Raw genomic sequence first — 13,482 nt, 5'->3', positions numbered from 1 at the left:
ACGACCTGGGGGGCCTCCGGCGGCCCCTGCGGGGGGCTTGAAGAAAGGAGAATCCGAAAGCCGAAGTCACCAGACCATCCCGGTCTGACTCACACCAACCAGCCTCCACGAAACCCGGGGCGGTTCAGTAGTGCCCATCCTGCAACTGAATGAGGGGCTGGTCGTAGAAGTCGCGGTTGGACTTGCCGAATGTCGCCTCCTTGATGAAGGCGGCTACCGCCTTTAGGCTCATGCCGCACCGCGTGAGCTCGGCTTCCAGATCTGTCTTTGAAAGCCGCGGGAAGTAGGTCTGATTCTTCTCGATGAGGTCGATGGCCAGTTGCTGAAGGACTGCGTAGCCGCGGAGCCTTTCGTGCAGGAACATCGACCCTGCGCGAGTCGTGTCCAAGGGCATGCTCAGGTATTCGCCCAGTAGCGTGCCCGCGTGCGCCTCCTGCATTGAAATCGTGCCTTTTGGCGGAAGCGGAACCTGCGGGGCTCCCTCGGGCGCAATGATCTGTAGGAGGTTCGTGCCCCTCAGCATCTCCTGTAGCGTCTGGATCATCCGCTGGTCAAAGCGTTCCGTCGCCACATGGTCCATCAGCGTCAGATTGAGATCTGGCAGAAACTCCAGCACGGTGTTCAGCGAGAGCGCTGGAGGCAGCTGCGTGACCCAGTCCGGCAGCTCCGGCGGGTTGAATTCCTCAAGCTTGGCGTCTAGGTACCGGTGATGTTCATCAACGTATTTCCAGCGCCGCCATAGACCTGCGTTCACGAGCTTGACGTTTGCGGCTGCGATCGCCGTCGCAGTCGAGGGGCCAGGCACCAGCAGGACCATCACACCGCCTTGCAGGTAGCCGTTCGAATATGCCTCCATCAGGAGCGCGTCCGTGGCGGCGAGCGTCAGGCCGTGAAAGATCGCCGGCGGGTGGTAACCGGTGCCCGTCGCATCCTCGAACTTCATGCCGGCGCTGATGTACTTGGCCTGCTTCAGGGTTCTGTCGAAGTCCGCCTTCATGCTCGTGGCGACGTCTTCCAAAGCACCGAAAATTGAGTCGATGCGCTGCTGCGGGGTCAGCTGGGTGAATTCAAGCGCGGCCTCGCTCGCATAAATGGCTACGTAGCCTTTGTCGATCCTGCGGAAGATGCCCTGCAGCTCAGGAACTGTGTCTGCGCCCTCGACGAAGGAGTGACTGCGCAGGTACTCCTGCAGCCTTTGCAGCAGCAGGTCGCGAGCAACGCCGTCATCGCCCGGGCGCCGCCGCACCATTCGGTCGGACCTCAGGACAAGTTTCAGTGCCGCTTCAACGTCGTCCTCCATCAGTGACACGGCGTCGAGCTCGCGCTCGACCGCCGGCCAGTCCAGCGCCTTGAGCGCAGTGGTGATCTTCTCCTGATTGAGCTTCAAGTCTTGTTCTCCCTCTAGTTGGTGGTCGCTTGGATTTTCAACGCCAAGCCCGGAGCTTGCAATCGACCGCTAGATTGAGGGAGCGCCAAGTGACGAGCCTTGTCCGCAAGCTGAAGGCGAAATGCGGAGGGACCCGATCTCTGTCGGCTTGAGCGGCGGCTTTTGGCCAAGGAGGCGGCCCCTTGTCCAGGCAGACCGTCGCTTTTTGCATCGTTAGCTCCTCATGAAGAGGAGCTAACGATGCTCTACGACTGCTTTCGACCCATAGCAGACCTGCTCCTCTGATCACTGCCCAATCAAGGCGTTGGCCTTCCTGAGCATGACGGCATGCGTCCGCACTAGTAAAGCAGTGTCAAACTTGGCGCTGCCCGCGTTTGGCGCGTCGCCAAGTGCGGCACCGGACATCTGAGGTGGATCGCGTTGACGCCCACTCCGCCCGACGCACACCAGCTGAGACACTCACGTCGTATCCCATGGCGGCTTCGTCTCGCAAGGTTGCCCGGGCGCCATAGAGCGGCTCCATGATTTCAAATGGCCCCGCGCGCGTAGAAAGTCGCGATAGGCGTTAACAGACACCGCGAACGCCTCCTTCGCAATGTCTTCCACGTCATAAATCTTACCGTCTGCAGTCACGACAGCGAGACGAGCTGGCTCGCCATTGACGGTTACGCCCAATCCAAGGTTCGCGGATGCGCTGATGACAACGCCTTCGACGCGACCAGTCTTCTGATCTCCGACCACCACCCCAGGCCATTCAGCTACGGGGTTTTTCCTCATCGGCATGATGCCCTACCCCGCGACTGGTTTCGCTGATTGTTGCTCATATAGGTCCTTGACGCACGTCACAGAATATCCCAATTCGGGATATTCTGCACCACCGGGCAGAGTCGCGGCCGTGCCCCGCGTCCTGCAGTCAACTTTCTATAAGAAGCTTCGTTCCGCGCTGGCGGAGGCCAGGTCTCAAGCGGGGCTGACGCAGGAAGATGTAGCAGAGAAGCTCGGCCGCCCGCAGTCGTTCGTCAGCAAGTACGAGAGTGGCGAGCGCAGACTAGATGTTCTGGAATTCGTGGAGGTATGCCAAGCACTGGGAGTCCTCCCCACCGAACTCCTCAGTGGAATCTTGGCTTGATGACCTTTGAGGACAAGCCGGGCTAAACCGGCTTCACCTGTGAACGACACTCGCCATCAAGGCGCTCTTGACCAGCTGCCGAATCAAGGAAGTGCGACTGTGTTTTGAGGTCCGCCTTCGCTCGAGAGGTGCCATCGCGTTGTCACTAGCGGAAATGCACTATTGTCGATAGCTAGAAAGCCAAATACATCCTTGCACCTTAAGCCAGAAGGTAATTGATCACGCCGTGCGTGAATTGCTCTGTCCGGATGTTATCGCGGTCCATGTTGTCGTTGGCGACAAGCTGAATGGCCTGCACGGCCTTTGTGATGAGAGTGTCGGGGTTTGTCCAAAGCTGATCGATCACCGGAGCGCAGTACTTCTCCATCTGGTTCGAGTTCATCGATGGCATTTTCCAGCCCGCGGCGATAATTCGAACTGCCATGATGATGTGGAAACGAGCTGGCTTGAAGCGAGGCTCAACCTTCCCGTTGCGGAACATGAATTCCAGCTTGTACAGTGCTAGCGCCGCTAGCAGATACGGCTCCATGCGACTATCCTTCGCATAGATCTGACCGCCTACCCTCTCACGTAGGCTCCCATAGCTTCGAGTGGCGCTATGCGGCTCGTTGAGAAACATCGACGCGAAGGCTTTCACCATGTCCCTGTTAGTAACGATCCTTGTCTTCTCGATTGACAGCCTGTCGTACTGACGGTCACGGCGCTCGAAGTAAAGTTTACGCTGAGGATCTTGAGCAGATTGGAAATACTGCTCAAGCTGCTTCGGGAACTCCTGCAAGCCGAAAAACTGCTCCTCGGTGACGGGTGTCTGCAAGTTGGTGCTTCGGATGATGTCGTTGATGATCTCCTCATCCTGTGTATGGATCAGGCGAATTGGCACGGACACTGAGTCGTCCAATGATTCGCGGGCTGCAAACAATGCATTGCTTGTCTGGCAGCCGTTGACTATGGAATAGTCACTGATGTGGAAGGTGTCGGACGTCCGCTTCATCGCGCGGGCGATGATGGTCACGCCATTGTTCATCAACGCGAAGCGTGCCTTTCGCGGAGATTCCAAAGTTCCTTTGATCTCCGAGTTCACCGGAGTCTCACCAAGCCAATCACGCACGTTATCAAAGAAGAGCGTGCTGTTCACAGACGTTCCCGCATCGTCGGCCACGATTCGCAGGAACTGCGACCACGGAAGGTAGCCGATGAAGGCTTCTTGTACGCCTTCAGACGAAGGAACGCTCACATTGTGTTTGAACTCGAAGTCGCGGTTAACGACGTTGCGAGTTTCTCGATAGAGCTTTTGGAGTCGCGCGGCACCGAATGACTCGAACGTAACGTCGCGGAAAGCCTCAGTGCTGTAAAGGTCCTTGCACTGAGCTTCTTGCCTATTCACCAAGTCCGTCTCGTCAACCCATTTACCTGTCGTGAGATAGAACATTCGTACGACGGGATTCCCGGGAGAAAACTTGCTGCTCCGTGCGAACAGCATCTGTGCCATCTCCGCCGAGGCGATGACCCTATCATTGCGCTTCAACTTTGGATCTTGGCTGAAGAAGTCAGCAACCCCGAATCCAAGGTTGCCGATCTTCATGGCGTCAAAGCTACTGCTTCGCTCGGCTTGTACAAATACGAATGCCACGTCAAGCTGTCCACTGAGGGAGCACAACTCTTCCAGTTGATCCATGTCTGTGATCAAGGTGCCGTTGACAAAGATCGCGATGGCGTCAATGCCGGTATCCCCTCCGGCACCAACAACCAGATCGTGTGTGTTGAAGGTCTCACCGGAGAAGCTCCTGTGGACGACAGCGTAGGTGCAGAAATGCTCAAACTGCGAGTCCTCTTTCAAGGCCTCCAGCCCGTGCTCCTTAACGAACTCACCGAGCAGACTCGCGGTGACGATATCCATATGCCCTCTCCCCGCCCAACTCTGGGCAAGCAGGACTATAGCGACCCACGCTGCCTTCTGGGAACCACGTCAGTGCAGTGAGATGCAAATGGGCGACCGCGGCTCCGCTTGGAGCACATCGGCCGCTCGCGTCGAAGTGATGTGATGCGCATGGCCTTTGGCTTCACCGGAAGTGCAGGAAAGCACGCTCAACGCCCGCGCAACAGTCGGCACACGTCAGTGAAAATCGATTGCTATCAGTATTCGGCCTCTCGAATCGCGAAGCCCTGCACTTTTTTTCGTCAACCAGCAAAACGGTGGCTTGGCCGGAAGGGGACATGGACCTTGCCCGACGAAGAAAACCGCAGGATGCGACGCAGCTCCCGATCAAAAGCAGCGGTGCCCAGGCGCGTGGGGCCGGTGGCTCACCGCTGACTAGGGCACCATGCGCCTACGGACGTCTGCAATGTCGTCCTCTGCGGGATATCCGAGGGTGAGGGCGCGTTCGTATAGGGCCAGGACGGGCGCCCACGTCTTCTTGCCTAGCCACCGGCCCTCCTCCTTGCGCTGAGCGTTTCGCGCTTCGATGTGTACCGCACGAGCCTCGGGAGTTGCGGCATCAAGCCTTCGCTCGAACTCCGCTATGCGAGCCTCCAAGCAAAGCTCCTCGGGCTTCTGTGCCATGTCTGTAAGGCTTGGCACTACGGCAGGAACAATCCCTGTGCCGCCTGCGCGCAGAGCGGCTGCTCGCCTGTAAGCCTCTACGAAGTCGATGAGACTAGAAGCCGCAGGACCAGGCGAAAATGTGACGCGGCCCGCCTTCCAGGTCGCGCGAACGATCCCGTCAGGGTCGCAGTCCACATGTGCCGAAGGATCCGCTTCCGATCCTTCAGTGGGCCCGATCCATTCACCTGCCGGCGTGCTCGCAAGCAGACTTCCTGGTCCTTCGTACTCCAGGAGAATGTTTCCGGTCTTCGCATCAAGCACGTGGAGGACATTCGCGGGCTCGTCCTTGGAGCCCTTATCCCCGGTAGCGCCCAGACCGCTTCTCACCAGCAGTTTGGACGCATCGCGGGTAAGACGGGCATCGAAGGCGCTTACGAAGGCGCCTTTAGGAGGTAAAGGTGCTTCGATCACCCGCCCATTCTGCAGAATCAAAATCTGAACGGTGTTCGCCTTCCCGCCGGGCCCCGTGAATAGAAAGAGACCCGGGTTCCTTGCGGGCTTCGGCGTGTAGGTCAAATTGATGGTACGCGCACCAGCACCTTCCCCGATTGGATACTCGACCGATTTCATTTTCCCGGTGTGAATTGCCGCTCCGGTCAGCGCGTTCAGGAGGGTCCAATCACCGTTCGTGACATGCAGCCAACAAGGCACGCCGCCTAGGTATGTGGCATACGCCGCTTCACGCGCGCGTACCGGAGTGCGCTCAGCAGTGCGCACATTCACGATCTCTGACGCCCCGTCCATAAAGAAGCTCCCGTCGTCCGCCAGCACTCCTCGTGCATTCGTGGATGAGGACTGCGCCTTCATGACGCTCACCTTTACCTGCGCAGCATCTGCGAGCACCGTGAGAAGTGCGTACTGAGTCGGTGCCTCCGTGCCGGCCTGGATTCGCGGCTTCGCCAGAACCACGATTGATCTTCCTCGGTCGTTCAGGTAGACCTCCAGGTCCGTGGATCCCCCGTTCACCTCAGCCCGCAAGCGCGGCAAGTTAAAGTTGAGGCGGGCGTCCGGAGCACGTAGCTTGCGTACCAGCACGGCCGCCGAATCCTGCCTGTCGGCCGGACTCATCTCGCGCAGCTCCCGCAAGAGCGTAGCCGCCTCTGTCATCGGTTCGCCGGCAAGCTCCAACAACTCCCGCTCGACGCTCCCGATGCGCTTTGCAAGGTCGTTCAGACGCGCCGCGTCTTTGGCCGTCTGCTCTTGTCGGTATGTGGCCAGCGCGTCACGAACACCTGGGTCTTCAAGTAACTGGTCGTCCGCGAACGCGGCTGCCGCTTCCGGCCGCTCCCTTAGGATCCGGAGTGCGTAGTCTCGGACCGTCGCGTCGGCCATCGCACTGAGGACGCGGATCTGCTGGACACGCGCAGGCAAATAGTCCGGAACCACGGACAAAGCACGCTGCGCCGCGCCCGCTGCATCACTGAGCCTCTGCAATGCGACAGATGCAATGCTGAAGTCGCACAGGACAGCCGCGGCGAACAGCTCGTTCTCGCGTTGCTCGCGCTTGTCACCATCCACCAATTGCAGTACACCGGCAGCGCGCGCCGCGTCCGGCTGCGCGGCCACAAAGGCGTACTTTCCTGCGCGCTGCAGGTAGCTGTGTGCCTGCTCAAGATCGCACGCGGAATCGGCGTAAAGGTAGGTGAGGCCAATCCGATACAGCACCTGCGGATCCGACGGGTCGCGCGTCTCCGCTTCCTTGAATGAGCGCAGCGCGTCCTCGTAGAGGGATGAGTCGAAGCGCGAGTTCGCGTAGTGCCTCAGTCCCTGCTCGTAGTAGTAGCGGCGTTCCTTCTGAAACTCAGGAACGTGCAGGATGGCCAGGATGTCCTTGGAGACTGCGGTCGCTACCGCGATCTGATCTACCACCAACGCCAAGCGGTCGTCCAGCACGCGCCCAAGCTGAGAGACGGAATTCGTGATCCGATCACCGAGATCCTCTAAACCATAGAGAATCCGCCTGCTGTTTTCCCGGGCTTCCCACTTGTGGTCGATAGCGGCCTTTTGGACGGCACGCACGGTGTCCTCGGCGCCTTTGCGCACGGCGTAGTATGTGATCGCTGTGTTCGCAACCGACAGCCAGTTTCCGAGACGGGCGGCCGAGACCATCTCGCTTTGCTGCTTCAGATAACTCTTCCAGTGCTCTGCCGCGGCCGTCGGCGTCGCCGCGTGTAGCAATAGGCCTGATGACATCTAGTGTTCTCCTCTCGACATAGTAGGCGTCGCGCGACCGGCCAACTAGCGAAAACTGATTGTTGTGGACAGTCAGCCTCACAACCTGTTGTCGCCCTCGCCCCCAAGAACCCTTGGTTGACCACTGCTCAATCGAGGCAATGATCTGCCGGCTCTCAATGTCTGCTTTCCAACTCGAAGCGGATATGTGACGAAGGGTGGCCGGAAGCCGTGGCTTTTCGAGCCAAAGAGTTCTTTAAATGGTCCGGCGACGACTGGCATTCGATGCTTGCGATTGGCGGCCCAAATGGGCACGAAGTTTTCAGGGTCCGCTGTGGAATGCTTGAACCGACCTTTGTTGATCGACACGAGAGTATTGGCACTCTATCCCAGGTCGATCTCAAGCGAGTCAAGTACCGCACGAATTGGGCTGGCGTAGGCATAGGAGCCGTTGTCGGGGCAAGCAAACAGGAGGCCTAAAGCAGCGTTGCCGGGCTTGTGAAGGATCAACGAACCGCTGTCGCCGGGCTGAGCGAACAGCGCGACGCGCGGAAGAATTCGTATTTGATCTACGAAGAGCGCGACTTTGGTTGGATTCTCACGATCCAGGGGAATGATCGTATCGACGGATGCGTCATCGACGACTCCAACCGTGATCCCCGTTGTCCGACCGTGCTTTTGCACGAGCATCCCGTTCGAGGCAATCGCGGTGCCCTGTATCTGGCCAGCAGTGCAGACGCCTGTGTCCATCGACGCCTGCGAGCTCAATTTGGCGATTGCGGCGTCGACCTGGTTCGCTCTTTCCGCGCCCTCTAAGAGCGGAACAAAGCGATGCAGCTCAGCGAACAAGTTCGCCTCTACGGTTCCGCCATCGTTGCTTGATGGCTGCAGGATCGGGGATCCGGTTGGTGCCGCCCCAAAGTCGGCCAACGTGTGACAGTTCCCGAGCACGAACCACATGCCCTGTTCTTCGGCCTTGCGCGAGATGCAGCGAGCACCCAGAGTCCCAGCCTGGATTGACGCGTGCGCCCCGCTAATCCCCCCTTGCGCCGGGCGCTGTTCGAGCAACCTGCGGTGGGTGCACTTGTGTTGCGCGGCCAAGAAGGCCGGTGCGGCCTCGACCACGTCGGTGGGCAAGCCGGCGATGGACGCGGGAAGTTGACTTCGCGAAGGGAGTAACCCACGCGCCACCTTCTGGGTAACATAGAGGCGAACGCACAGCGTCTCGGTCGGCTTACCGGCAACAATCTTCCTGCCCACACCCACTGCATGCAGGTGGTTGTCTGACTGCCTCACCGCATCTTCTACTCGCACCTTTTTCACCCAGACACGTGGTGGCATGGTCGAAGAGGCTAGCCGGCGCTGGGACAACTCCCGCTTCGCTTCAAGAAGGTCGAGCGGTACGCCTTCCGGCTCGGGTTGAGATCCCATTTCAGTGGCCGTATTCCACGCGGATCGTGCCATTCTTGTTCGCGATGACGGCAATGTTGCCGTCCCAGCCGGTGGTATAGATCGCGCCCTTGATCTCCATCGACTTGAACTGGGGCGGGGCGTCGTTGGTGGGATTGCGGCCCCGAACGCCCACACGCACGGTCTTCGCCGACCTAGTCATCGTAACGCCGTTCTGCGCGTCTAGCAGGGTGTCGATCGCGTTCTCATGGGGATGCGCAAAGCTATAGGCGCTAAACGTCCCGCGGCTTATCGTCGAATCGCCGGCTTGGATGACGGCAACTTTCGGCGTGACGGCAGCGATGAGTTCTTTTGTTGTCGCGTTGTGGGAGCCGTGGTGCCCCACCTTCAGTACGTCGACATCGAAAATGCTGGTGTCAGCCGCATAGGACTCGAGCATCGCCTTGATCCCGTCCTTCTCCAAGTCGCCAGTGAAAAGAAGGCTTGCTCCCCCGAAGTCGACGCGCAAGACGACGCTGTCATTGTTGCCGTTGTTGGCCCAGCCGGCGTCCAGGTCCACCCGGCCCCATAGGGCAACGATCTTCGGATCCACACCGCCACCGGGGCGGCAGTCCACTGGGTCGATGATCGGACTGGTCGCTCCGGATGTGGAGGTGATGTCGGCTTCGGAGATGCCCATATAGCCCGCGCCAGTCTCATCCGCATACCGCTGCAGTTTGTTCTGCCCCGAAATGCCCGAACCACTCGTGGCGCCGTTGTCCAAAACGTTCTGGATCGTGATCTGTGGGTAGGCTTCCAGAAGGGCGGTGACCCCATCGGTATGGTCCTTGTGCGCATGCGACAAGACGACCAGCTTGAGCGTGTTGGCCAAGTCCGCACGGCGCAGAAAGAAGTCGCGGAGGTACTCCGCCAGCCGCTCCCGGCCGACGACTTCATCGGTGATCTCCCCGCCCGTGTCGATCAGCACCGCCGCGCATGAGAATTCAAGCAGCACCGCGTCGCCTTGTCCGACGTCGATGAAGTGCGCCACCATCTCATCGGCCGCCGCAAAAGACTTGGGCAGCGCAGATGGGAAGACAGTCGTGGGGGCCTGGGGCGGTGTCACAGGAACGCGCTTGGCGGCTTCGGGCTTCGCGGCGGCCAACTTTCCGGACGGCCGTCCCCGCTGTGGCCGACCGTCTGGCCGAACGGTCCCGTGTTCGGCATAGTGTGCCGCGGTCGTGCGCGGCGTTGCGGCCTGGTCGGTGGCGATGGTCGAGCAGGCGATCAGGGAACTGCAAAGGACGATCAGAACGACAGTTCGGGAGGATTTCATGAACCAATCGCGACGCATAAGCACTCCTAGGTTGGAAGTTGACTGACTTCAAGAACTTGACGCTCAGCCCGATCGATCTCGTTTGGACAGATCGCAGTAGATGCGCGGCCGCTGGCGACTTGGGGCGGCTACTGGTGCGGTGTGCGCACGGAAATCGCCTGTTGATCAGGCGTGCCTCCGGCAGGGCAAGCCGCCGGCTTCAACTGATTGTCTAGACACAGCCAGATTTCCTTCAGCCGGTTTCCCGACGCCACGTTGACACGGAGTTGATCCGCCTCCAGCGAAGGATTGAGCGCAAGAAAGGACGCCTTGACCTTCCGGGCAGTCGAATCGATCAGCCGGTTGGGGCCGTGGCCGCTTCCCACCATATCCTGCGTGGTGGGTCGCTTCAAGGCGCCATAGACCTTCTGGATATCAGAAAAGTAAGCTTGGCCCGTCGACCACCCGCAGGTGCCGTGGGCTTGCCACTCGTTTTGCATGAGATCGACGCCCGGCATCATGCAAAGGTGCTGCTTGAGGAGATCCGACGGCAACGCAGCGGAAGCATTGCAATGACGGGGATGGTCCTGGTTAGAACTCGCCTTGGCGTTTTGCGGCCACAGCCCGTGCACCACCCACTCGAACTGGTTTACCGAGAAGCACTGATGGGCGTGCTTCTTCTTCACTTCTTCGGGCTGGTTGCGTTGACCTTCGCAGTGCTGAGGCGACCACGACAGCACCAGCGCCATGTAGTCTGTTGGCTTGTCCTTATTCACGTAGTCCGGCGACCGGACGGCGGGGACATCTATGGCCACAGGAATCTTGCAGACCTCCTGCGCGAAGCCGGGCGTCAGGCCAAAAAAAAGTGCAAGGCCCGTCCAGAGCTTCGCAGCGCCGCTTGTCATCGTTCGCATCTATCCCCCCCCAAGTTCCTCTTCGGAACCGCGCGAATCATAGGAGCTCCTTTCGCGCTCGACAAGGTCGCAAAGTCTCTCCCAATTTTGGGGGTTGCGAGCTTGGAGGCTCGCCGCTACCCTCTTTGGCAGCCAGCCAAGGTCGATCAAGGAGGGAACGTGGCAAAGAAGAAGGCGAAACCGGCGAACCAGGCAGCACTGGTAGCCCAGGCACTGGACTACAAGGCCGCGAAGGCGCGCGCCTTGGAGATCCTCGACGACGTCACGATGGCGGAACTCGTGAAGCTCTATGGCGACAAGTACAACGCCAAGACCGTGCTGTTCAAGCAACTAGGTATCCCGCCTGAGCGACTCTTTCACCTAGCTGAGGAGGTGAATGACCACGCCAAGGCTAACCCGGGGCACGTCAACATCACCGGCAACGCTTTGGCGAGTTGCAAGACGGTCGGCGATTTCATCACTCGTTTCTGCCAAGCTGCCAACCTGACCATCACGCCCCCGGAGCCGAAATGAAGCCACTTCTGACGGCTCTTCTCGCCACCCTCGGCAGCTCGGCACTGGCGGCGCAGCAATGCAACCGCATTCCGGATGACACGCAGCGGCTCGCTTGTTACGACGAACTCAATGGCAAAGTCTTCGCGCCGGCACCCGCACCTGCTGCAGGCGTCCCGGCGACCGCCGTTCCAGCTTCCAACACCGCGGCCACCAGTTCATCGACAAGCATTGGGACCGCTGCTGCTGCAACGTCGAGCGAGCCTGCCGGCTACGGCTGGGGCAGGTTCATCAAGGACCTCAAGATCGCCGACGAGTCCACACCGAAGGGTATGGGACAGGACCCCGCGACCTTTGCAGCAGCCAGGCGCGATGGCCAGGAGTACGCGAGTGTCAAGGCGGCCCTGATCTGGGAAATGTCGGAGTCCCCCTTCCCCAGGGACCAGTGGTTCGGCAGCAGGGGCTGGGGCCCCTGGGTTGGCTTGTCCATCAACCGCAACACCTTGGTCGCCAAGCGCACCGACACCCGAGAGGCCAACGTGGGCCTCTCCGGGATCGTGTTCTCGATCAATGGCGAAAAGCCGTCTTTCCTCGAGCTCGGCATGGCCACCCGGATTTCCGCTACCTACCGAGAGAACAAGGTCGAGGGAACGCACAGCAACCTCTTCAGGGTCGAAAGCATTCTGACTTCCGACCGCTTCCGGGGAGGCCTGCCCTATACCGGTCCTGGGGCTTGGTTCTTCGCGCCGAAGTTTGGCTGGCAACGCGAAGACATCCAGCGCGCGAAGGCGGGGGCACCCTCTGGCGAATACACCTCTGCCTACGCCATCGCGAAGCTGGAGGTCTATCCGGCCAAGTGGTCGGAGCGTCTTAGGATGACTGCGATGGCCCAGCGTGCGCACGACCTCTCGACCGATGGCGGCCTAGCCAAACGGCGGGAAACTTTCGCCAAGTTGGGCTTGGAATACCTGCTCTACTCGCCGTCGTCCACCGATCCGGTTCAGCCTAGCCTGGCTTTGGAACGCACGACAGGCGCTGACCTGCTCAATGGGGCTCCCAAGTTTGGCCAGACCCAGCTCGTCTTCAAGCTTAAGGTGAACTAAACGGGCTAACTGCACCTGCTCAGAGCCCGGCGGGGGTTGCTACGGCAAAGCAGACCGTGCCATGACATCAATCTTTCAGAATCCGAAGACGAAGACGAAAACGAGGACGAGGAAGACGTTGGCGCTGAGACTGTACGATCCGCAAGTGATGCAGCAACGCGGTAACGTGCCCAGTTTTCTCAGATCCTGCCGCTCAGGGACGCCAACCACAACGTCGAACCGGCTCTGATCGACCGTGCCAAGTACGCACAAGCCAGAGGTGTATTAGTTTCCGCCATTGGCTTAGTGCTGGCACTCGCCAAGTCGTATGGGATCGCTGGAAAGCTACGCCGGTGCCGGGCTGGCACTGAACTTCCTCATCGGCGTTTTCGCGAGCCGTGAGTGCCAATCCTTTGACCCTGCTGATGTTCTCTGGAGGGTTGGATTCCCTGGGGGCACTGCATGTGCTTCTCACGGACCAGAAGTACGCGGCGTTCAATGTCCATGGGCACCATGTGCACATCCACAACCAGGTACGCCGCACCGCGGCCGAGAAGACAGCCGTGGAAGACATCCTTCGGTGGTATCGCAACCCCGGGTACCGGCACACGACTCGGAAAAAACCAGCATACCTTCAAAACGTTCAATGGCACATTTCCCTGGGACAACGATGTCACCAAAGTTCGTTGGCGGTTTCATCGCTTCGGCCGTGCCGTCGGTCAAGACTGTGGCCTTCGGGTGACCCAGACCGACGACGCGGACTTAGACGCCGGGCGCATCGTCCGCGGCAACAAGACCTACGCGGCGTTCACGAACAAGGAGCTGCTGTACCCCGTGCGTGGGCTGTCCAAGCAGGAGATCGTGACGCTGCTTCCCGCAGAAGTCGCGAAACTGGCCTGGAGCTGTCGCCGTCCGGTCTACCACTCCCCCGAGGTGCCCACACCTTGTGGTCGTTGCAAGACCTGCGAAGCGTTGAAGCTTCTGAACTGAGCTGGGCAAG

Annotated in this window: 10 protein-coding genes; 4 read left to right on the top strand and 6 right to left on the bottom strand. The window is 59.8% G+C overall.

Annotated elements, in window-relative coordinates:
• Positions 1-124: 124 nt before the first annotated feature.
• Positions 125-1,387, bottom strand: coding sequence for a hypothetical protein (locus FN976_RS25755; RefSeq protein ID WP_145896343.1), 1,263 nt, complete (start codon positions 1,385-1,387; stop codon positions 125-127).
• A 781-nt stretch (positions 1,388-2,168) separates the two neighbouring features.
• Between FN976_RS25755 and FN976_RS25745 the strand changes: the two genes are divergently transcribed.
• On the top strand, positions 2,169-2,516 hold the full coding sequence (locus tag FN976_RS25745) for a helix-turn-helix domain-containing protein (RefSeq protein ID WP_349291422.1): 348 nt from the start codon (positions 2,169-2,171) through the stop codon (positions 2,514-2,516).
• A 199-nt stretch (positions 2,517-2,715) separates the two neighbouring features.
• On the opposite strand, the gene FN976_RS25740 is transcribed toward FN976_RS25745, so the two are convergent.
• From FN976_RS25740 to FN976_RS25720, 5 genes are all read right to left on the bottom strand, one after another.
• Complete coding sequence (locus tag FN976_RS25740) at positions 2,716-4,413, bottom strand: AIPR family protein (protein WP_145896342.1); 1,698 nt, start codon at positions 4,411-4,413, stop codon at positions 2,716-2,718.
• A gap of 414 nt (positions 4,414-4,827) precedes the next feature.
• The gene (locus FN976_RS25735) at positions 4,828-7,311 is read right to left on the bottom strand and encodes a tetratricopeptide repeat protein (RefSeq protein WP_145896340.1); all 2,484 of its coding nucleotides are present in this window, start codon (positions 7,309-7,311) and stop codon (positions 4,828-4,830) included.
• A gap of 363 nt (positions 7,312-7,674) precedes the next feature.
• A complete protein-coding gene (locus FN976_RS25730; RefSeq protein ID WP_186511192.1) occupies positions 7,675-8,721 on the bottom strand; it encodes a chymotrypsin family serine protease in 1,047 nt (348 codons plus the stop codon).
• Position 8,722: 1 nt separating this feature from the next.
• Positions 8,723-10,015 (bottom strand): ComEC/Rec2 family competence protein, encoded by a 1,293-nt coding sequence (locus FN976_RS25725; protein WP_186511191.1) that lies wholly within the window; start codon positions 10,013-10,015, stop codon positions 8,723-8,725.
• Between the two features lie 128 nt (positions 10,016-10,143).
• Positions 10,144-10,908, bottom strand: coding sequence for a ribonuclease T2 family protein (locus tag FN976_RS25720; protein ID WP_145896333.1), 765 nt, complete (start codon positions 10,906-10,908; stop codon positions 10,144-10,146).
• A 159-nt stretch (positions 10,909-11,067) separates the two neighbouring features.
• On the opposite strand from FN976_RS25720, the gene FN976_RS25715 reads away from it, so the two are divergent.
• From FN976_RS25715 to FN976_RS25705, 3 genes are all read left to right on the top strand, one after another.
• Complete coding sequence (locus FN976_RS25715; RefSeq protein ID WP_145896331.1) at positions 11,068-11,421, top strand: hypothetical protein; 354 nt, start codon at positions 11,068-11,070, stop codon at positions 11,419-11,421.
• Positions 11,418-12,503 (top strand): hypothetical protein, encoded by a 1,086-nt coding sequence (locus FN976_RS25710; protein ID WP_145896329.1) that lies wholly within the window; start codon positions 11,418-11,420, stop codon positions 12,501-12,503. Before FN976_RS25715 ends, FN976_RS25710 begins: the two co-directional genes overlap by 4 nt.
• Positions 12,504-13,220: 717 nt before the next feature.
• Positions 13,221-13,472 carry an adenine nucleotide alpha hydrolase family protein gene (locus tag FN976_RS25705; protein ID WP_145896327.1) on the top strand — a complete coding sequence of 84 codons (252 nt, stop codon included), beginning with the start codon at positions 13,221-13,223 and terminating at the stop codon, positions 13,470-13,472.
• Positions 13,473-13,482: the final 10 nt, after the last annotated feature.

Origin of the sequence: Caenimonas sedimenti (assembly GCF_007833165.1) — a bacterium.
Classification (GTDB): domain Bacteria; phylum Pseudomonadota; class Gammaproteobacteria; order Burkholderiales; family Burkholderiaceae_C; genus Ramlibacter; species Ramlibacter sedimenti.
The sequence above is the reverse complement of the archived record's forward strand: the minus strand, read 5'-3'. Positions and strand labels throughout refer to the sequence as shown.

What these genes read in the sequence shown, in the direction of transcription:
- FN976_RS25720 (WP_145896333.1), bottom strand. Translation starts at nt 10,908, where the DNA reads ATGCGAACGATGACAAGCGGCGCTGCGAAGCTCTGGACGGGCCTTGCA.
- FN976_RS25745 (WP_349291422.1), top strand. Translation starts at nt 2,169, where the DNA reads ATGATGCCCTACCCCGCGACTGGTTTCGCTGATTGTTGCTCATATAGG.
- FN976_RS25710 (WP_145896329.1), top strand. Translation starts at nt 11,418, where the DNA reads ATGAAGCCACTTCTGACGGCTCTTCTCGCCACCCTCGGCAGCTCGGCA.
- FN976_RS25730 (WP_186511192.1), bottom strand. Translation starts at nt 8,721, where the DNA reads ATGGGATCTCAACCCGAGCCGGAAGGCGTACCGCTCGACCTTCTTGAA.
- FN976_RS25740 (WP_145896342.1), bottom strand. Translation starts at nt 4,413, where the DNA reads ATGGATATCGTCACCGCGAGTCTGCTCGGTGAGTTCGTTAAGGAGCAC.
- FN976_RS25735 (WP_145896340.1), bottom strand. Translation starts at nt 7,311, where the DNA reads ATGTCATCAGGCCTATTGCTACACGCGGCGACGCCGACGGCCGCGGCA.
- FN976_RS25725 (WP_186511191.1), bottom strand. Translation starts at nt 10,015, where the DNA reads ATGAAATCCTCCCGAACTGTCGTTCTGATCGTCCTTTGCAGTTCCCTG.